Genomic DNA, 21,543 nt, shown 5'->3' with positions numbered 1-21,543 from the left:
ATGAAGCGTTGAAAGCTAAAAATTACACCTTTTGTGGTACCCTATCTAAGGGTTTCACGCAAAAAACCCAATGCCTTGTACATTAGATTTCGAGTTGTTTTAACACTGTCCAATCCCATAATTTCTTGAACCTGAGAATAATTGAAACCTTCGTAAAAAAAATAATAAATGATTTCTTTTTTCTAGGACTAAGCTTGGCAATAGCGCTATTTAACTCCTCAATCTTCTCCATATCCATTTGTTGATCAATCAACTGCTGTTCATAGGATATCGTAAAATCAAAATCCTTTCCGAAGTCAAGATTTTCTCGTCTTTGTTCCCATTTAGAAAACTGACGCTGAAGCTTTCGTTTAAGGCATTTGAGTAAATAGAACTTAATATTTTCAGTAGGGCCTATTTTGTGACGTAGGCGCTTTAGGTCAAAAAAGACTTCCTGGATCCCGTCCATGGTCTGGTATTCATCCTTTGATAAACGCATACCATATGCAAATAGGCTATCAAAAAATTGCTCATAAATCTGAATTAAGGCCGCATCTGCACCTTTTCTGAATTCATCCCACAACACACTATCTTTTAATAATTCGGGGACTCCAAATTATTAATATTGAACTTTTCACTTGAAAAAGAATCAAGTTTAAATTGAGGCATTTTAGGGTTTATTGTTGCTTAATTTTTAAATATAAGGATATTTTGAACACTCACTATTTAAAATTAAAATTATTGCCTAAAAAATAGAACAATTACATATTTGAGCATTATACCGTAAATTTTAGTAATGTTGTTGCGTCTGAAAAACTAGAAAATAGACTTAATTTCTACTACCACTACCTCATAAACCCCGGAGGACAATTTTGATGAATAGTACAAAGCACCTTTTTTATCTATTGTTTTTTCGAAACTTTTTCTTTTTTGGTTTAAAAAATAGGGCATCTTCTTTCCTTTTACCGGCAACCTTATTTCAGCCTCTGTATTGGAAGGGACGGTAATGATCCATTCTACTCCTTCCGGTATTCGCTTCCAGTGACTTTTGATCATTCCATAGGGAGAGGAATGTCCTGATTCTACCCATTCCAGTGCTGAAGGAAAAGAAGGGGTGAGCATAAACTTTTTGAATCCTGAACCTTCATCAGTTGGACGGATACCTCCTAGGCTTTTAAAGAAATAATCCCCTATAGTACCGAACATGATATGGTTTCGAGATTGACTCCCATCCCAATTTTGGAACATGGTGTTGGCATTCAGCTCATCTATCCAATATCCCCAGCTCGGAAAGGTTCTTTTATTGGCCATTTCATACAATACCTCCTCCTGATGGTAATCCATCAACACATGAAGAATGGCTTTGGTCCCCACCACCCCCGCATCAATATGCCCGTCTTTGGCAGCTATGGCCTTTAACAAGCCTGACAACACTAACGCTTCTTTCTCCTCAGGAACCATTCCAGTGAATAGCGGTACAGCTTGAGAAGCTTGCCCTCCATGGTCATATAGACCGGTTTGAGGGTTGAAATAAGCCTTATTGAAGGCATTTGCAATATTTGCTGCCAATGCCCCATAAGTTTCCCTGTCTTCCTCTTCACCCAAAAAACCTGCCATCTTAGCCAGTAAATTGCTGAAATAATGAAAAAGGCAGTAGATAAAAATGGGCCTTCCGTTAATTTCTTTAGTTGCTTGTGATCATCAATTCCAAAATTTAACAGGTAACCATCCGCATGGTCTGCCAGATAATCTATATATTTTTTCATATGGGGATAATACTTGGCCAACAATAAGCTGTCTCCTGAAAATCGGTACATCTGCCAGGCTACTTCCAGAAAAGCTCCCTCCCAATGGGGACCATAGCCTCTTTCCCGATCAAGTCCTTGATTGAAAGTATAGCCCCAGCCGCTGGTTGGAATTATGCCGGGAAGATCTCCATTTTTTGCTGCTCGTCCACAAAGTCATCCAACCATTTACCGTAAGCCGGCACCATATCAAAATTGTAATTCCCCATCTCTGCTACCAATAGCGCGTCACCTGTCCATCCCATTTTTTCTCGATGGGGACAGTCGGTGGGATACCCGTGATAATTTCCCAAAAAGACCAACACATGTTTTCCTGCAATTGATTAAACATGGCATTTGAACTTCTGAAATATCCTTTTTCTGACAAGTCTGTATGCACTACATCTGCCTTAATTTCCAATAAATCTATATCAGGTTCACTTAGAGTAACTTCCATGTATTGGAAACCTTGGTAGGTGAAAACAGGGTGCCATGTTTCCTCTTCCCCACCTTTCAGGTAATACCTGTCTGTTTGGGTATCTCCTGACCATATAAATCGGCTAAGCTCCTCGATATCCAAAGTACTGTTAGAATAAATCCTTTCACCATATCTGATTTTCACCTTTGAATGGGCCGGTCCCTGTACTTTGATATTGGCCCACCCAGTGATATTTTGTCCTAAATCAAACATCAGGGTACTGTCGTCAATTGCCCATTGAGCCTTGGGTTCAAGAGATTGAATAACCTTTATCGGAGGCATTACCTGTGCGACCATTTTACCTTTTGGCCCCCTTACCAAATGGGCCATTTTCCAGTCATTCGCTTCAAAATCAGGCATATTCCAGGAATTCATTTCCTTTCCGGCATCATAAGTCTCCCCATTGTGCACACTATCAAATAAAATTGGACCATCCAATGTGAATTTCCAGCTACCATCTGTATAAATCCAATGCTCAGCCCCCTCAGTATCCACGATTTTCAATTGTGTCCTTAATACAGGCACTCCCCGCCAAGGAGCCTTGTCAAAATCCCATGCTTCTCTGGTATGCTGGTTGTACCAACCATTTCCTAATACCACACCTATAGCATTCCCCCCTGATTAAGCAGCGCAGTCACATCATGGACCACATATTTTACACTTTTATCATAACGGGTCATTACAGGATCCAGCACATGATCTCCCACCTTAGTTCCATTGATAAAGGCTTCATAATAGCCTAAGCCTGAAATATAAAGCCTTGCAGATTGTATGGATTTATCAAAGGAAAACTCTTTTCGGAAATAAGGGGCTGCTGTCAATTCGGGATCACTGTCCACTATATTTGTAGCAGCTATCCATGAAGCCTTCCAATCCTCAGGCTTTACAAGCCCCATCTCAAACCAAGTGGCTTCGCTTTCATAAAATATTCCCTTATCATCCTCAATAATTACTTTCCAATAGGCTCTTTTTCCGGAAGTAAGGGTTTTTCCGGTATAGGAAATCCCTAAAGAATGATTAGAGAAAATCAATCCGGAATCCCAAAGGTCTGCTTTCCCCACTTCTAAATCCCCCGGTTTTGAGGCCACCAAAATTCTGTAATTTTGTTGGTGAAAATCCGTCAAAACCTCTTTCATCTGCCAACTAAATACCGGATTTTCTTCTAAGCCAAGAGGACGCTTAAGGTGGTTGGTTTTTAACTCACAGACTTTGTATGTAACTGTAGTATTGCAAGCTAAAACCAAGCCTAACACTAAACAAGATGCTATTTGGACTATCCTTTTCATAATTTAATTATGTTGACATGGTATACACCGAGGGAAAGGGTAAAAGATAAGAATTTTTTAAACCACCACAATTTTTACTCACGATTTGTACAATTAACCCACCTTGGAAATTCCCCTAGTGCGGGTAAGTCCAATGCATGTAAAATATATACTGCAAGGAGATCCACCTACTGAATTACCACGGCTTCGTAGCACACCTTGCGTTAGTATATAGAAGTTGGCGGTTAAAAAATATGGCTGAAAGCTGTTCAACCCAGTGGCATTTATTCAATTAAACTATTGGTTAAGGCCCAATTGAAAAATGGCTCGATAGACCCTTGGATGACCACAAAAACCTACTAAAAATGTAATACAAGCATTTTTTTAAATTCAATTTAAACGACTCATAACCTTATCTATTCAATCTAAATTATTATTAGGACAGAATACAGTTTTAATTTGTTTATATTACTTATTATTTGTTAATTAATAACCATTTTAAAATAAACTACCATAATATTAAACACTTACCCATTATTTAAGCATTTGTTCAATATTAAACTAGCCAACTCAGATTACGATTAGAGAAAATGAGCTTTTAAAAATTCTCAATGATCCTTTTTATTAGGATTCTCTAAAACAAAAAATGCAAGAACCACAGAATCTTACTATTGCTGAATTAGGTTCTAGCTTGCTAATTAATAGTGATTTTTATTAAAATCCAATGAATAAAAGTCTACTTATTTTAATGCTTCAAAATCAATTAAGACAATTATGAAGTTGAACTTTATTGTGGCATCCTTATTTTTCTTTGCTAATTTGACATCATTATTTTTTTATTTAGCGGATCTAAACAGACCAACCAGAAAGACTTTATCTTCTTTTTAGCCGGTAGTTATGAAGGAAAACACTTGATTTTTCCAAATAGCAATACAATAGGGTTGATCACCTATTGTATTTCAACATTTACAAAGGTTTTAATGACACCCTTAATACGCTTTGCTAAAGAAATATTCTATAAAACCATCCCTTTTGGCAGGGCTACTGTCACACTAAAACCTTCCTTTGGAATTGAATTATTAGCCGACAATGATCCCCATATGAGGAGTAGTTATACTTCAAACTTTGATTGGAGAGATGAATTGAATAATGTCCTTTCCAGGATTCAATGTGATTTTCTCAACAGAGTAAAGGGTAATATCTATGTTTAATTGTAATAAACACCTATAAAAAACAAAGCCTATGTAAAATCTAGAAAACAAAATTAAGCTGCCCCGGTTGCACCCGAAGCAGCGCTGCCTTATAAAAGGCAAAAATTGAGTCATTATCAATTAACCCAAATCAATACTATGAAATTACAATTATCTAGGATGAATTGTATCCTGTTTAAAAACCGTGGACTTCATCCAAGGAATTGTCAAACATTGGCAATCCCTTTTAAAACGTTTGGAGCCAGCTTTTTAGTATTTCTGTTAATGATTACTATTACAGCTACTAAGGCCAACAATCAATTACCGGATCTTGAAGATGTTTTTGTCAGTATAGAATTAAAAGACGAGCCACTGCAAAGCGCCTTCAAAAAGATCAATGAAAGCACACCTTTTAGGATCTCTTATAAGGTAGACCAAATCAAAAAACACAAAAATCTAACATTAAATAAGTCTGAAAGAACACTCAAAACCACGCTGGATCTACTTCTAGCGAGCACCGATTTACAATATTTTAAGAAGGAAAACAGTATTGTAATTACTAAAAAGGAAAACCTACCTCAAAAAGGACAACAATCCAGCGCTACTCCTTCCCTTAGGTTTATTACGGTAACCGGAAAAGTAACTACTGAAACAGATCCTGAGGGTATCCCCGGAGTAAATGTAAGGGTTGTCGGTACTCAAAACGGAACTGTCACTGATTTAGAGGGACGTTATGAGATAGACGTCGCCGATGGGAATGCAATATTGGACTTTTCATTTATCGGATTCGAATCTGTACAAGAGACAGTAGGCACTAGAACAGTAATCAATGTCACCCTGACTGAAGATATCAGCGGCCTCGATGAGGTGGTGGTGATAGGTTATGGTACGCAAAGAAGAAGTGATCTTACAGGATCTGTTGCCAGTGTATCCACAAAGGAGCTCGTAGACAGGCCTGTTGTCAATATTGGACAAGCATTGCAAAACAAGGTTTCAGGGGTTCAGGTAGTTAAACAAGGAGCCGGGTATCCGGGTTCAAATCCTATCATTCGAATAAGAGGTACAAACTCAATTAATTCTAACAGTGACCCACTATTTGTTGTCGATGGGATTATTGGAGTAAGTAATGCTTTGAGAAACATTAATCCACAAGATATTTTGACCATGGATATTCTGAAAGATGCATCAGCCACTGCGATCTATGGTACCCGAGGAGCAAATGGCGTTATCATCATCACCACCAAACGAGGAGAAGTTGGTAAAGTGAAAGTTAATTATAATGGTTCCGCGACATTGGGAACAATGCAGCGACATAATCATACGGTTACAGCTGACCAATTTTTCTACCTCTATGAGCAAGCGTTTACTAACACACCTAAGTATGGTACCCTGGATAAATCAAAGGATTTCAGAGGCGGACAGGGCACAGGCGCTTCTTGGTCTGAAATGCCGCATTTGTTTGAACAGGTTGCCCAAGGAGAATACTTTATGGACCTGGTTGGGAATGACGGAAACTATTACAAACCAAGATATTATTCAAACTGGGAGGATATCGCTTTTGATAATTCCTTTTCACAAGACCATTATATTGATGTGAGTGGTGGAACTGCAGATGCAAAATACTCATTTGGTCTGGGCCATACGGATCAAGATGGCCTTTTGATGCAATCTTACTACAGGCGTACCAATGCCCGATTTACAACAGATATCGAATTGAATAAATGGTTGGGCGTAAGTACAAATATTTTGTATTCAAGGGCAAAAAATACAAGAGGTGATGACCAACTTAGAACAGTTTCAGAAACATGGCCAATATTGCCTACCAAGTATCCGGATGATCCTGAATTTGGTATCTATGCAGGTACTTGGAGTACGGGAAGGGATTTTCCTGTTGGAGAAAATTGGAGAAATATTGTGTACACAACTGATCAGAGAGACGGATATTATCTTAACCAACAGTTGACAGGAGGTATAGTTCTAAACGCGCAAATTACTGACAACTTAAGTTTTAAGTCTAATTTTGCCATCGACAACAGAAGTGAGGACAGTAGATGGTTTAATGGAGATTTCCAAGGAACAAGGAGCTCAGATGCCAGGGGAAGCAATCAAAGGTGGTTTTATTGGCAAAATGAAAACTATTTTAATTACGATAAAATAATTGACAACCATTCATTTTCCGGTGTACTCGGGCTTTCCTGGCAAGAAACTAAAATGGATTGGTTAGAAGCGCAAGCTTCCAATTTTCCATCAAATTTTTATGGTTTCAACAATTTAAGTGCAGGTGCAAATACTCCGGTAGCCCTTTCTTCTAATCAAAGAAGTGCCCTTAACTCCTATTTTGCGCGTGTCAATTATGCTTATGACGGCAAATACATGTTGACCGCAACCGGGCGTATGGATGGATCTTCAAAGTTCGGACCCAACAATAAATATTCATTCTTTCCATCTATTGGATTAGGCTGGACAATTTCCAATGAAGAATTTTTAAAAGATAGCAGGGTAATCTCTAACCTAAAAGTCCGAGGCAGTGCCGGTGAGACGGGTAACCAGGAAATCGGAAGCTTTGTAACCCAAAGGTATATCAACACGACGAATGTGATGTTTGGTGATGGCTTAAGATCAGGATTCTATCCGGGGTCTACGGGTAATCCCGACTTAAAATGGGAAACAACTTTTCAGTGGGACGTTGGAATAGACCTTAGCCTGTTCAATGATAGGTTCAATATCGTAGCTGACTATTACCATAAAACTACAAGTGATATGTTGTTTAATCTTCCATTACCAAATTCAAGTGCACCCGGTAGTGCCTTCGTAAACTTAGGAGAAGTAGAAAACAAAGGGGTAGAAATCGGATTGGCAACCACCAATATTCAAAGGCAAAATTTCACATGGGCTTCACGCTTTACCTTGTCTGCCAATCGAAATAAGATTTTGAAACTTGGTCCCACAAATGCCGACGTTTTCGTTGATACCGGGGCAGGAAACGCTACTTCAGTATATAGAGTTGGCGAACCAATAGGTTCTTTCTTTGGGCTTAACCGTATGGGTGTATATAGTACCCAAGAAGCGGCTTTGGCTGCGCGCTATGGTAGGGTGCCCGGTGACCTGAAGTTTGAAGATGTAAATCAAGACGGAAAAATCGAGCTGATTTCCGATGGTAATATTATTGGGAATTCCTATCCTAGAGTTTACGGTGGATTTATCAATTCATTCACTTATGGAAATTTTGATGCGAACATTACGATACAATTTGTTGGCGGGGTAGACAAAGCCATCGTGCATGAGTCTGCTGAAGACCGGCAATTTGTATCAGGTATGGTAAACAGGGTTCTAGACGCTTGGCGTCCGGACCATCAGGAGGGCACGATAGTAGCCCAGGTTAGAGCGGGTAATGCCGGTGCACGTTACGATTCTTTTACGGATACCCATGAAATTTACAATGCAGCATTTATCAGAGGCCAAGCAGCTTCGATAGGCTATACATTTTCTGAATTGGCAGGTATTGATAATTTGCGGGTTTATTACTCAATGGAGAACTTCTTCCTGTTAACGGCTATAGAGATGGAAGGGTATGATCCTGAAGGTAGTTCGTTGGATAAAGGGCGATCTAATATTCAGAATATTGATAAATATCAATATCCTAATCCTACAAATTTCATTTTAGGAGTTAATGTTAATTTCTAATCTAAAAAGAGCTAATAATATGAAATACAACAATAATTATATCGTGATAAGACCCGCAATTTTCTTATTGGTATGCTTTATTACCCTAAGTAGTTGCGAGGAGTTTTTGGAGGAAGTACCGACCAATCAACTTACCGCTCAGGGGGATCTGACGGCTAGAGAATTCGGAGAACCTTTGGCTATTGGTGCATACAGAATGCTGTCTTCCTGGACAGGTGGTGCTAGAGATTGGGGAAATATTTTGCCCAATACCTTAGAGTTCCCTACAGGTGGGGCATTTACAAGTGAACCACATGCCCAGTTTGATAAATATGCTACCAATCAGGTTACAGGTAACCTATTGGATAATTTCAATAATCAGTGGGCCAATTGGTATGCCGGAGTTCAGGATGCTAACCTTGCACTGGATTTGCTCCCTTCTGTCGACCTACCCCAAGCTTTAATGGCTCAATATCAGGGAGAAGTTCGTGCCTTACGTGCATTCTATTATTTCAATATAGTTCGGTACTGGGGCGATGCAGTGATGATCACCGCACCGCTTGACAATGTAAATGAAGCAGCATTACCTCGAACCAGTCTCAAGCAGATTTACGATGAGGTAATTATCCCTGATCTTGAATTTGCACTAAATGCGGTCCCTGCCGGTAAATCAACCAATGGACGAGTAACACAGGATGTTGTCAGAGCCATTTTAGCGGATGTATACCTTACAGTTTCCGGATATCCATACCAGGAGGTAGAGACTGATCCTAGTAAAGATTGGTGTAGAGAAGGATCTTGGGCCATGCAGGAATATCCTGTGAGCGGTGGCAGTGCGACGGCATTTTTGCAAAAGCAAAAACCCAGCTTGACGCGCTTTACGGTAATTATGTTCTGGGTACTTATGATGATTTGCATGACCCGGCCATGAATAATAATGGAGAGGCAATATTTCAAGTACAATATTCCACCCAGCCAGGTTATAATAATGGCATATTACAACCTTCTTTACCATTATTGACTAAAATATCGAAATCTGATGAGAACGGTTCCTTTGTTCCAGCTCAGCATTATTATGATTCCTATGGCACCAATGACAAACGTGCCATGGAAAGAGCGATGTTTTTACTTGGGATACGAACATTGATGATGAATCCGACACAATTCGGTTTCAACCTCACTTGTTCAAATACTACGATGCAGCAGCCGTAAAGTCAGTGAATGGATCCGGACTGAATTGGTCACATTACAGGTATGCTGATATATTGTTAATGCTTTCAGAAGTAAACTGGGCATTGGGGGAAAGTCCCGCAGAAATAGAAAAAGGAATAAATGAAGTAAGGCTAAGAGCAGGTTTAGCACCTCTAAATGGCGCAACAATTACATTGAAAGAAATACTCAGTGAACGGGCCTGGGAGTTGGTATTTGAAAACAAAATGCTTTGGGATCAGCGACGTACAAGAAGGTGTATTGTGTATGGAGATAATGAAATCTCAAGCATTGACAACTTCATTGGTCACCAAGCTAAAATATTCAACTTTGCTTTTACCCCCCAGCATTTATTATCTCCAATACCTGGAGATGAAATGAACAACAATGGGGTTATTCAGCAGAATTTTGGGTATTTGCCAACGCAAACAAATTAGTCTTGAGGAGTTCATGTAATCAAAAAGTTGAATAAATATGAAAACTAAAAATATATTGTCGATATCATTCATTGTGTCATTTGTACTAATGATGGGGTGTACAGAGCAACCCTACTTTGACATCCCTTATGATGAAAATGGAGAGGTAATCTTTACTGATATTTCTGAAGTCACATCATCCGGTGTGACAGCATCAGATCCTGATTTTACAGTTAATGCCTACTTTCCAAATGCAAAACCGGGAGATGTGATGAAAGCAGAGGTATTAAAAAACCAAGTACCCTCATGGGATCCGGAAGGGGCTTTACAGTTATTGCCTTTGGAGGGATCTTTAAAAGAAGTAACGGTTGGCGGTGATTTCACCACTTCCGTCACCTATACAAAGGAGGAAGCTGGTTTGAATAATGTAGGTGATGTGGTTACTATAGTTTTTTCCGGAGATACCGATTCAGGGATCATCTCGATCACGCTTGAACCATAGATCATTAATTCAATTTATGTTTTAATGAACTCCTTGCCCCTAGAAAAAAAGGCTTATTGGTCAGCGAAATATTGATGGTGAATAGATCGTCATGAGAGGCAAAGGCTGATAACACTAGGTGAGTTACCAATGAGATCCTGCCAAAAATTGGCAGGATCTCTTTTTTCGTATTGGTCCTGCCCTGAAGTGGAGCAACTCAGGAGAAAAGAAATGAACACTTTACTTTCCGTTAAATATATAATTTTTACAAGCAGTTCAATGTAATAAAGCATTTCTATTTCTACTATACCAAGTAATTGGTTATGACCATTTTTACTTTTTTGCTATAGGCTTGCCCTGAAACGAAGTAACTCAGTGGTCAAAAAGTAAGCAACCTGTCCTGAAGCGGAGCAAGTCAGGAAAACCCCACCGCTAAGTATCTTTTCGGCTAAAATTTAAGGCCTCCCGCACACAGGCAAACTCCTTGTTTTTGGTATTATTGTTTTATTGCTTTTTTAATGATTACTAAACCAAAAACTTCGTCAAACAGTGCCTGTGCCCTTGCCTTCTCATCTTAAATTTCTTAACCCCGAAAATCTACAAGGCGAATTTTAATTTTCTATAAGACCTTAACCCCAAGTGGTTTAATAAATAATCCGTCATTCCAAAACCTATCATTTTAAAAATACAGAAACCAATTTGACAATCCAATCCAGCACTCCAGCGGAGTGTAATCTTGGAAGCCCCGGGTAAGTCGACGCAGGAGATGCGACCCAGGGTATTATTAAGTTGGGGTTTTAGGGCATAGCCTATAGTAAGCTCAAATTTCTGTTCCTACTATACCAAGTAATTGGTTATGACCATTTTTACTTTTTTGCTATAGGCTTGCCCTGAAACGAAGTAACTCAGTGGTCAAAAAGTAAGCAACCTGTCCTGAAGCGGAGCAAGTCAGGAAAAACCCCACCGCTAAGTATCTTTTCGGCTAAAATTTAAAGCCTCCCGCACACAGGCAATCTCCTTGTTTTTGGTATTATTGTTTTATTGCTTTTTTAATGATTACTAAACCAAAAACTTCGTCAAACAGTGCCTGTGCCCTTGCCTTCTCATCTTAAATTTCTTAACCCCGAAAATCTACAAGGCGGATTTTAATTTTCTATAAGACCTTAACCCCATGTGGTTTAATAAATAATCCGTCATTCCGAAACCTATCATTTTAAAAATACAGAAACCAATTTGACAATCCAATCCAGCACTCCAGCGGAGTGTAATCTTGGTAGCCCCGGGTAAGTCGACGCAGGAGATGCGACCCGGGGTATTATTGAGTTGGGGTTTTAGGGCATTAGCCTATAGTAAGCTCAATAGTGAAACCGGCTTTTCGCTAATGCCAGTGGCCCCTTGCTGCAAAACAATTTTTACCTAATCATTACTTCCCAGTACTTCGTGTGCTTAGATTTACCAGCCGGACCTTCTACGGTTAATGTCACTACTTTGTGAATTCCTTTTTCTTTAAATTCATAGATGGGATTTTGTTGATTCGAGTAATTACCATCCCCAAAATCCCATTCCCATTTTAAAATCTCACCTTGTGATTCATCTCTGAAGGACACACGCTTGTTTTCCATATCTATTACTTCAAAGGACCAGTCTGCCTTGAGCAAATCCTTTAATTCACTCTCTATGGGCATCAATTTAAACTTGCGCAGGTAGCTTGCATCTTTTACCATGCGCGTATCATGGGATAAGTTAAAATGTCCCTCTCTTTCCCCACCATCAAAATCCAATATTGACCAGGAGAGTCCAATGCTCTCCCCTTGGATGAGTTCCGATTCAATGGCCTTTTGAGGACCTTCAAAAGGGGCATAATCATAAGGAGTAACCCAAAACTCCAAAACGAGTTTCCCTTCCTCCCCAGGTTCAAAGTTGTAATCATAAGCATAATTGGATTGAGGAAAATCACCTATCCAATGTTGATTTCCCCAAATCAAAACCCATGCGTTATTAACAGGCGGTGTATAGATATGGTAATTCTGAGCGTGGACACCACTGAATGTAAAATGATTTTCTAAATAGGCTTCCGTTTGGCTATCCCACTTCAGGTCTTCTTTAGTATAAACCGGGTTATAAATAAAAGGACCACCGGAAAGGTCGCCATCAACCACTATTTCGAAAATATCATTGAGGTAACCCTTGTTACTAAACCTCCCAAAATCCCAAAAATCATCAGTAGCTTCATACAAAAAGTATAACCTGTTCAAACCCTCTACCCAACCTACTTTGACGCTTACATCCAAATCATTGGTATGATCAATAGCATTTCCCAATCCATCCTCTGTATCTTTCAACATTTCATTGCCATATTCATATGAACTTGGTACTATTTCCCAGTCATCGGATTTCCCATCGATACGTGGCATCTGATCTTTAGGAAACTGAAAAATTTTGAAAAGTATTTCATTTCCGGAGGTCTCATTCGAGGATTCATTTTGCGACTTCACCGAAGAAGTACAAAAAATGGCCAATATAGCTAACAGACAAATTTTCAGTTCGGTCATTGTTGTTCATTTACCAAAAACATTTAAAATGCATAAGAATATTTATTTATCTTTTTTTACCAATCATTTATATGGGTTGCTAATGCGTTGCGTATACATAACCTATGCTTTCAACCACTTAGGTCTATTATTTATCAAATTAAGTATTTCGGTCAAAGAATCTAGGGAGTGTCCACATTTTTTATTGGAATTGCCAATAGTTTGTCGATCCAGTTAGATCTGATTGGCTTGTAAAAAGGTATTGAATCAAAAAAGTAAGGATCAAATAGCTTAGTCCAAATGGTATAAACAGTCCAAAAATCAACCTTAAACCATCGGAAAAGTGGCTTTAATCATCTAAAAAAGTAAAAGAGGGAAAATCTTTCCACATAGTAACCCATATTCCCGATACTATGAGCTGGACCCAATACCGAAAACCGGATCCTGAGCCGGTGGTTTCTGAGCCTGTCGAAGGGTCAAAGAGTCAAAGGTTGTCATGGATTCGTACCGTTAAAAGGCTTGGTTATTGTATCTCGTTATTCTTTCTAATGATTTTTACGATTCGATTAATTGTAATTTCAGATAAATTCCACTCATAACCATTAAAATCTGTGGTATTGATAAATTGAACCACTACCGCATCGATATCTTTGTGGTATTCTGCAAGGCTTTGATAGCCAACCACCAATCCTCCATGATTGTATTCATAAGGATAGATTTCCTTTTCTCCTTCGTCAAATACCGAACCATCGTTTAAGGCTCTCAAAAATATACCCACATCTTTTGCTGTAGCCAACATCCCATAGTCACGTGCTTTGAAATCTTCTTCATACCCAACATAATACCCACTCATAACATCATCTAAATCGACTTCATTAATCGAAAAAAGTGTTTTTAAGCTCAAGTGGAATCAATATTTCCTCTTTGATATACTTATTGTGGCTATACCCCAAAACATCATCTATAATCCTCCGAAGCAATAAATAATTCGTGTTGGAATATTCATATCCCTCATTGGGTTTAAAACTAGCAGGTAGGTCGAGAGCAAAATCCAAAGCATTATTGCCATTTTCTTGTTCGTTTTCCCAATACGCTGGATTATCTGTGAAATTTGGAATACCGGAACGGTGTTGGATCATCATCCTCAAGGTAATTTCTTCAGCATTTTCAATTCTACCTATAAGTTCAGGAAGATAATCAGCGAGTGATTTATCAAAAGACAAACGCTGTTCTTTGACCAATTTAGTAGCTGCTACAGCGGTATATAACTTGCTAATACTTGCAATTTTAAACAATGAATTTGGGTCAGCTGGTATCTTATTTTCTCTATCTTTCCAACCACCAGTATAATGTTTCGGTGATTTTCCTGCTTGGTCCACGTAAACAATCATGCCATCAAAACCATGGCCTAGCGCTTCCTCTACTTGTCCTTGAATCGTATCAGGAAGAGGTAAAATCCAGGCTTTAACTAAAATCCATGGCACAAAAAACAAGGAAATTGCCGTTCCACCGAACAAAATGATTCTAATTATTAAGGTCTTCTTTTGAGTCATAATTTACATGAATGACAGTTTTCTTAATCAACCGCAACCATTCTAGATTGGTATATTTAATCTTGGCATTTCGTTTATATTGACAATGTTATCAACCACTTAGGGCTAATATTTATCAAAATAAGTGTTTCGGGCAAAAAACCGAAGGGAAAGATCACATTTTTATTGAAAATGGCTTTAATTATCAATAAAATCGAAAGAGGGAAACCAATCCCGCTATATACCTTTTTTAAGGGACCTGAGTGGACCTTGAGCAAGTAGAAGGGGAATACTAGTGTTTTCCCCAAAAACCGAGATCAAAAAACTCCCCACTTTCAGATACACTACTCGAAGCTTATAAAGATTCATGCTTATGGGTTTTAACGCTCAGCACCTAATAGATTATCTATTACTTATTTCGGGTTAAAGCTTGCAAATAAAACCGTATAGAAAATTCGCGAGGATTTTCATAAATAGGCTAGAACCAAGCAATTAACTATCCACGTTCTTGGAGGTAGTTTTTTTAATTCCATATGTAAAGTTGGAAAAGGTTTTCCGGATGAATCTAAATCAGAACGTTTAATAACTTCAAACCCGAAATGCTTGTAAAACCCGACAGCTTGTTCATTTTGTTCATTTACATCAACTTTTCTCACGTTCAACTTGTGTATTGAATAATTTAATAGCGCTTTTCCTATTCCTTTTCCTCTAAAGTCAGGATCAATAAATAACATTTCTAGGTTTTGGTCAGCCACGCCAAGAAAACCTACTATTTTTCTGTCATTATTCCTAATACATTTTAATTCAACTGCATCTAAATAGGTATTTAAAATTAGTGGTTTAAAATATTCAATATCTTCCTCTTTTAGAAAATCGTGTGTCGCTCGAACAGAGGCCTCCCAAATTTCTACGACTTCTTTATATTCTTCTTTACTAATATTATCTATTGCGTTCATTTTGTTTTAATTACAGCCAGCTTTCACATTTGAGCATACCGAGCTTCAGCGAAACCCTCACGAATTTAACTGTCGGGAGTTCTTCTAAATAAAAAACAAATTATTTAGGTAGGATTTACACCTACTGGATTACCATAGCTTCGTGGTACACTAACGGTCTAGTATAAGCGTAACGCAGTTTTAATAGCGATTCACTTTCTGCTTATACTAAACTTTACTGGAAACCAAAATACTCAATTTTAGCCAATCTGCCCACATTACGCTTATACAATGTTATGTGGATACCCTTCTTTGTTTTGTTGATTTAGAAATATTTTTTTTAATTTTATCGCTATGAGAATAACTGTAATGCTATAATATTCCTTTCGAGCTTAGTTCTTTAAGCAATGCGCTTTATTTATACAAAGCGTACTTTTTTTATTATTCACTCATTTTATTAATAACCCTATAACCAAGTATATTGACGACAGTATTTATTGTTGCCTGGGGTTGGTTATATAAACAAAAATATATGTCAGATATACTAAGTAAAAAGGAAATAGAGCATTTTATTTATAACGGTTTTGTTCGTCTTGATAATTCATTTTCCAAGGAAATAGCAGATGCTGCTTTAGAAATTCTTTGGAAGGACCTTCCTTGTGACAGGTCAAATCCTTCAACCTGGGTTGAGCCTGTAATTCGTTTGGGAATGTACACAAATGAACCTTTTGTCAGTTCCATAAACACTCCAAAGTTGCATAATGCATTTAATCAGTTAATTGGTAAAGACAAATGGATTCCTTGTCGGAATGTAGGAACATTTCCTGTCAGATTTCCATCTAATCAGCAACCTAGCGATACGGGAAAACACGTAGATGCAAGTTTTCCGGGAAATGACCCAAATAATATTCTTGAATGGCGTGTCAATGTCAAATCGAAAGGAAGAGCGTTATTGATGTTGATTCTTTATTCTGATGTCAGGGAAAATGATGCTCCAACAGTTATTTATGAAGGTTCACATATTGATGTTGCAAAGGTACTGTCTAAAGAAGGAGATTTAGGACTTTCTTTTATGGAACTTGCAGACAAATTGGACGAGTTGCCAAAAAGAAAAGAAGTTTATGCAACTGGTAAAGCAGGTACAGTTTACTTATGTCATCCGTTTGTAGTCCATTCAGCTCAACCACATAGAGGAAGTACTCCTAAATTTATGGCACAACCGCCTTTGTTGTTAAAGGGCGAATTGTCTATTTTAGATTCTGATATCGGCTATTCTCCCGTTGAAAGGGCTATTCACTTAGGAATAGATTAGAAAGCATACACTGGCCTATATTAACCAACAGGGGCCACCAGCCAATTGGTTTAATAAAATAAGAAAGCAAAAGAAAAAGCGCCAGTCAGCTTAATGGGACAGCTATGTCCAAAAGGGAAAAACCACCTAATAATCACGATTAAAACATCATAAAAGTGGCTTCAGCCTCCAAAAAAAAAACGTAAAGGAAAAACCTATAATTACCTAACTTTCTCATTCTCCAACCATTAAAAAATAAAACAGGGAAAACCATTCCCCAATGTAAACCAAGTTCCCCACACCCTGTACTGGTCCATGAGCACGGCCCCTGAGCGAAGTCGAAGGGTTCCAGCCGTCAGAATACTTAGTTATTGGCAACAGTTATTTATATTTCCAGTTATCTAAAATATCAGCTACTTCTTTTCCAACTTCTTTTTCTAATCGAGTTGATAATTCCGATTCAGTAAGAAGTTTTGTTTTACTTAAGTCCGTATTTATTAAAAACTTTTGAAGCTTTATTAAAATGTCACTTTTATTTGAATCAATTATTGACTTTGCGTTTTGATAGAGTTGCATTTGAAACCATTCGTAGTTTTGAGGTGTTAGTTTCTGAACATATTTTTCTTCAAAGTCTTTGAGTGTTTTAAATTCAGCCATTCTATCTCCAGATTGTATTACAAATTCAGGATAGGTATTCATCAATTGGTAAGAAAAGTTTGATTTTTCTTTTATGAAAGAATACATACTCATTGTGGCAAATAATTCTTGTAACCACTTTCTTTGAGGTTTAGTTCCTTCTTTAAAATGATAGAGATGGGCTAATTCGTGAATTGATAATGTCTCTCGATAAAAGAGGTCTAAATCTATATTCTCTCCGTAAACAGTCTTTAATGAAGTCAAATATTGTTCAGGTAGTTGGGAAATCATTTTTTCCACTCCCATTGAAACTATTGATTTATCCAGTCCGAGTATTACATTTCCTGTTCCAGCTTGAGGTAAACCAGGTGGTGGAAAATAAGCATATTTATTCCATTCTCTATTTGCTATGAATAGGACAGCAAAATCTAAATCAGTTTTAAAAATTTCGTCAAAATACAGTTTAGCATTGTTAAGGTTCTTAAGGGTTTCCGATGTGGTCTTAATTGAATCATCCGAAACCAAGGTTTTAAAAGAGTAATCTGTTTTCAATTCTATTAATCCACTATAAATAGAAGTGTCAATCCAAGATTCTTGACCTTGCAATTGGGTTGTTAAACAACATAGTAAAATTATAATCAGATTTTTTAAAATTAGTTTTCTCATAGTTCTGTCTTAATTGTTGCATAGAGTAGAGCCTGATAGCCGACCCTATTTAATTACCTATAAAGATAATAATAAGCAGTAAAGAATCAGCAACCCTTCATTAAACCGTACCCCGACAAAATGGGGCAGGCAGTGAAATTTCCCCTCATACGGCTCACAGATAGCTTTCTTTACTTGCTTTTCAAATGAATCTACCAAGCATAGGTATAATCCATCTATAACCACGCCACCCCTATGACTCCGGTAGACCATTACACTTCACATTGCTGTTAATCCTGCATGCAATATCCCTGGGTTTTCCCTAAAAATCGGGATCAAAACGCTCCCCATCAATAGGATACACTTCTACATTAACTACTATGGGTTTACGCTTACGCATTACGGCTTGCACATTTGAGCATACCGAGCTTTAGCGAAACCCTCACGAGTGAAGCTCTTCTAAATGAACAGCAAATTATTTAGGTAAGATTTACACCTACTGGACTGTCACAGCTTCGTGGCAGGCTAACGTTTAGTAGAAGAATAGTAGCCGATAACGTCCTACAAACTTTCAAGCCATAAAACTACAACCCTTGAACTTACTGCTGTTTCGTCTATAATTATTGTACGTTCTTAGGCTTTTTTTATTTGAATTTATATCTTGTGGAGTTTTTGTCTCCGATTTTCTCAACCATTCCATTTTCAAATGCAAACTTTAAATCACGACTTGCAGTTGCTGATGATATTTCTCTAAAATTCTTTAGGTAATCCTTTCGGGAAAAGTAACCTTCCTTTATTATTGATTTGAACAGGTTGATTCTGTCAATATTTTTGAGGCTTACATTCTGTATATTTAGTAATTCTTCAAATGATTCATGAATAATTTCAAGCATAAATTCAATGAATAGGGTTGATTTTCCGGAATTATCAGATTTCCTTAAAGCCTCATAATAATTTTCCTGACGTTCCATTATTAAGGTTTCTATGGGCAAAAACTCAAAAACGGGGTGGTATTTTTTTAAAATTAGGGTTTGCCATAGTCGTCCCATCCTTCCGTTACCGTCTATAAAGGGGTGTATAAATTCCATTTCATAATGAAACACACAACTTTTGATTAAAATTAAATCATCATCATTCTTAAGATAATCAAATAAATCATTCATTAAGGGTTTAAGCATTCCACTTTGTGGAGCAATATGCGCAATTTCTGACCCCTTAACTATTCCAACAGATTTACTACGGAGTTGTCCAGCAGATTCAATTAGGCCATTCATTAATAATCCATGGGCCTCACAAAAAGACGCGAAACTATTGGGGTTTAAGTTATCCAAATAGTCATATACTACTATGGCATTTTTACTTCCAGAATGTCCTTCTTGGGTCCAATCACCCTTCTGTTTTCAACAATTGCAGTAATTTGTTCAATGGTCAGCGTGTTTCCCTCTATTTCAAGAGAAGAGTGAATTGTTTTAATTCTGTTTTTCTTCCTTAGTTCGGTTGGAGGTTTACTCAAATGAGCAGCGTTTACCTCGCCTATCTTCTCTGAAATTAAAGCAACAAGCTTTAAAATTTTACCCGTTATAGTATAAGGTGGTTTCATTCCATACAATCATGATAGTATCATTTGATAGTATCAAAGATAGGCAATAGCCTTTAATATTTCTACAATTTTCAAATTGTTGTATTTTGTGAAAGACAAAAGCCGTTGAGTAAAGCCTAATAACCTAAATCATTAGTACCAATAATAATAATAAGCAGTAAACCATCAGTGTCTCCTTTATCAAATTGTATTCCGTTAAACACAGGGAAAGCTATAAAGCTTTCCCTCATACGGCTTACCAATAGCCTTCTTTATTTGCTTTTCACATGAATTTACCCAACATAGGTATAATCCATCTAAAACTACCCCACCTCTATGACTCCGGTAGACCATTGCACTTCGCATTGCTGTTAATCCATGTCATATTCCAGGGTTTCCCCGAAAACCGGGATCAAAACGCTCCCCATCTATAAATTTACTTCTCAAAGGTACTCTGGGTTCACGCTTACGCATTACGGCTTGCACATTTGAGCATACCGAGCTTCAGCGAAACCCTCACGAAATTTACTGTCCGCTTTTCTTCAGGGTGATCAGTCAATTGCCCTGGTAGGATTTACACCTACTGGATAAATGCCACTTCGTGGCGCACCAACGTTTTGGGGTTTTGCGTTCGGGCGGGTTTCGGAGCACAAACTTTCAATTTATTACTTGTATTCATTAGAAGCACAAAACTTCAAGTATGCACGTCAGCCCGCCTGACGCAAACTCGTGTTATGTGTGCAGTTTTAATTATAAAAAGTATCGTAAAAACTAAAAAATGAATATATATCATCTATTTCTGTCACACAAACTTGATTTATTATTTCATCTTTTGTTTCTTCAATATTTGTAAAGTTACCACCAATTAGATAATAATATTTTAAATATTTTGTTTGTCTATAAGCATTTGTAGTTCCAATTATTGTTTCAAAACCTAACTGAGTATTATAAGATTCAAACTTGTGGTGATTTTCTATAATAACTTCTGAAATTTTGGCTTTTCCTAAAATTTCATCATCTTCTTCAAATGACAATCTACAATTAATAGGATGATTATTATCTAATTTTGAAAAAACAGTTAATGCAACAACATTGCTATATCCTTTACTAGATATAACTTCAAGCTTAGCATTTTGAAATTCAAATATGTAATTTTCGTATTCGTTTAATTGATGTTTTCTTTGTGGTTGACCAAAATCTTCAATTAATTTGTCAATGGTTATTTTTCCAGGTTCATATTGATATAGAAAATCTTGACTAAGAATTTTCAAATCTTTTTTGCCAACAATTGAATTCTCAACTTTTATTTTTTCTTGTTCAAGTTTCTCTTTCTCCTTTTCTTTCTTTTCGGTTAATTTCTGAACAAAAAGTACAATTAAGCCACCTATAACTCCACTAAAAATATTTTGAAAATATGAGTTTTGAAACAAATTGTTGATTATCTCCATAAAAACGTCTAGTTTGGGAAAATTTCACAGGAGAGTTGAGCCTGATAGCCTACCCTATTTAATTACCTATAAAGATAATAATAAGCAGTAAAGAATCAGCAACCCTTCATCAAACCATAACCTATTAAACACAAAATAGGCAATGAGGTTTTCCATCATAGAGCTTACCGATAGCCTTCTATTTGCTTTCAACATGAATCTACCCAGCATAAGTATAATCCATCTATAACCACCCCTCCCCTATTACTCCGTAGACTATGCACTTCAAATTGCTATTAATCCATACAACATTTCAGGGTTTTCCCGAAAAACCGGAATCAAAACGCCCCTCATCTACAGATACACTTTTCAAAGCTGCTCCTGGGTTCACGCTTATGTATTTTACTTGTACATTTGAGCATACCGAGCTTCAGCGAAACCCTCACGAATTTAACTGTCGGGAGATCTTTTAATGAGACAGCAAATTATTTAGGTAGGATTA

General features: G+C 37.4%; 18 protein-coding genes and 2 pseudogenes. 7 read left to right on the top strand and 13 right to left on the bottom strand.

Annotation, left to right across the window (positions count from 1 at the left end; translation table 11 throughout):
* Positions 1-82 precede the first annotated feature (82 nt).
* The 5 genes and pseudogenes from WG932_RS00765 to WG932_RS00745 form a co-directional block, all read right to left on the bottom strand.
* A complete protein-coding gene (locus WG932_RS00765; RefSeq protein ID WP_483086576.1) occupies positions 83-562 on the bottom strand; it encodes a sigma-70 family RNA polymerase sigma factor in 480 nt (159 codons plus the stop codon).
* A 233-nt stretch (positions 563-795) separates the two neighbouring features.
* Positions 796-1,185, bottom strand: coding sequence for an alpha-L-rhamnosidase C-terminal domain-containing protein (locus tag WG932_RS00760; RefSeq protein WP_483088539.1), 390 nt, complete (start codon positions 1,183-1,185; stop codon positions 796-798).
* A gap of 24 nt (positions 1,186-1,209) precedes the next feature.
* Positions 1,210-2,029, bottom strand: a pseudogene (locus tag WG932_RS00755) (alpha-L-rhamnosidase-related protein); the annotation flags it as partial.
* A complete protein-coding gene (locus WG932_RS00750) occupies positions 1,999-2,523 on the bottom strand; it encodes a family 78 glycoside hydrolase catalytic domain (protein ID WP_483088538.1) in 525 nt (174 codons plus the stop codon). The gene WG932_RS00750 and the pseudogene WG932_RS00755, both read right to left, overlap by 31 nt.
* A gap of 39 nt (positions 2,524-2,562) precedes the next feature.
* Positions 2,563-3,527, bottom strand: a pseudogene (locus WG932_RS00745) (alpha-L-rhamnosidase N-terminal domain-containing protein); the annotation flags it as partial.
* Positions 3,528-4,486: 959 nt separating this feature from the next.
* On the opposite strand from WG932_RS00745, the gene WG932_RS00740 reads away from it, so the two are divergent.
* From WG932_RS00740 to WG932_RS00715, 6 genes are all read left to right on the top strand, one after another.
* Entirely contained in the window at positions 4,487-4,717 is a 231-nt protein-coding gene (locus tag WG932_RS00740; protein WP_483086575.1) for a hypothetical protein, read from the top strand.
* 264 nt (positions 4,718-4,981) lie between these two features.
* Positions 4,982-8,380 (top strand): SusC/RagA family TonB-linked outer membrane protein, encoded by a 3,399-nt coding sequence (locus WG932_RS00735; RefSeq protein ID WP_483086574.1) that lies wholly within the window; start codon positions 4,982-4,984, stop codon positions 8,378-8,380.
* Between the two features lie 19 nt (positions 8,381-8,399).
* Positions 8,400-9,290, top strand: coding sequence for a RagB/SusD family nutrient uptake outer membrane protein (locus tag WG932_RS00730; protein ID WP_483086573.1), 891 nt, complete (start codon positions 8,400-8,402; stop codon positions 9,288-9,290).
* Positions 9,272-9,571 (top strand): hypothetical protein, encoded by a 300-nt coding sequence (locus tag WG932_RS00725; protein WP_483086572.1) that lies wholly within the window; start codon positions 9,272-9,274, stop codon positions 9,569-9,571. Before WG932_RS00730 ends, WG932_RS00725 begins: the two co-directional genes overlap by 19 nt.
* Positions 9,541-10,005, top strand: coding sequence for a RagB/SusD family nutrient uptake outer membrane protein (locus tag WG932_RS00720; RefSeq protein WP_483086571.1), 465 nt, complete (start codon positions 9,541-9,543; stop codon positions 10,003-10,005). Before WG932_RS00725 ends, WG932_RS00720 begins: the two co-directional genes overlap by 31 nt.
* A 37-nt stretch (positions 10,006-10,042) precedes the next feature.
* On the top strand, positions 10,043-10,486 hold the full coding sequence (locus WG932_RS00715) for a hypothetical protein (RefSeq protein ID WP_149394768.1): 444 nt from the start codon (positions 10,043-10,045) through the stop codon (positions 10,484-10,486).
* A gap of 1,391 nt (positions 10,487-11,877) precedes the next feature.
* Here WG932_RS00715 and WG932_RS00710 read toward each other — a convergent pair.
* From WG932_RS00710 to WG932_RS00695, 4 genes are all read right to left on the bottom strand, one after another.
* Positions 11,878-13,017, bottom strand: a complete 1,140-nt coding sequence (locus tag WG932_RS00710; RefSeq protein WP_483086570.1) for a PKD domain-containing protein — start codon at positions 13,015-13,017, stop codon at positions 11,878-11,880.
* Between the two features lie 502 nt (positions 13,018-13,519).
* A complete protein-coding gene (locus WG932_RS00705; RefSeq protein ID WP_483086569.1) occupies positions 13,520-13,849 on the bottom strand; it encodes a hypothetical protein in 330 nt (109 codons plus the stop codon).
* Between the two features lie 22 nt (positions 13,850-13,871).
* Positions 13,872-14,549 carry a serine hydrolase domain-containing protein gene (locus WG932_RS00700; RefSeq protein WP_483086568.1) on the bottom strand — a complete coding sequence of 226 codons (678 nt, stop codon included), beginning with the start codon at positions 14,547-14,549 and terminating at the stop codon, positions 13,872-13,874.
* Positions 14,550-14,995: 446 nt separating this feature from the next.
* On the bottom strand, positions 14,996-15,484 hold the full coding sequence (locus tag WG932_RS00695; RefSeq protein WP_483086567.1) for an acetyltransferase: 489 nt from the start codon (positions 15,482-15,484) through the stop codon (positions 14,996-14,998).
* 460 nt (positions 15,485-15,944) lie between these two features.
* Here WG932_RS00695 and WG932_RS00690 point away from each other — a divergent pair, with 460 nt between their 5' ends.
* Complete coding sequence (locus tag WG932_RS00690) at positions 15,945-16,775, top strand: phytanoyl-CoA dioxygenase family protein (protein ID WP_483086566.1); 831 nt, start codon at positions 15,945-15,947, stop codon at positions 16,773-16,775.
* A gap of 360 nt (positions 16,776-17,135) precedes the next feature.
* Here WG932_RS00690 and WG932_RS00685 read toward each other — a convergent pair whose 3' ends face one another.
* The 4 genes from WG932_RS00685 to WG932_RS00670 form a co-directional block, all read right to left on the bottom strand.
* Complete coding sequence (locus WG932_RS00685) at positions 17,136-18,056, bottom strand: hypothetical protein (protein WP_483086565.1); 921 nt, start codon at positions 18,054-18,056, stop codon at positions 17,136-17,138.
* A 623-nt stretch (positions 18,057-18,679) separates the two neighbouring features.
* A complete protein-coding gene (locus tag WG932_RS00680; RefSeq protein WP_483086564.1) occupies positions 18,680-19,366 on the bottom strand; it encodes a Fic family protein in 687 nt (228 codons plus the stop codon).
* Positions 19,367-19,380: 14 nt separating this feature from the next.
* Complete coding sequence (locus tag WG932_RS00675) at positions 19,381-19,635, bottom strand: hypothetical protein (RefSeq protein ID WP_483086563.1); 255 nt, start codon at positions 19,633-19,635, stop codon at positions 19,381-19,383.
* A gap of 725 nt (positions 19,636-20,360) precedes the next feature.
* A complete protein-coding gene (locus tag WG932_RS00670) occupies positions 20,361-21,062 on the bottom strand; it encodes a hypothetical protein (RefSeq protein ID WP_483086562.1) in 702 nt (233 codons plus the stop codon).
* Positions 21,063-21,543: the final 481 nt, after the last annotated feature.

The organism is Cyclobacterium sp. SOCE241, assembly GCF_056867545.1.
The sequence above is the reverse complement of the archived record's forward strand: the minus strand, read 5'-3'. Positions and strand labels throughout refer to the sequence as shown.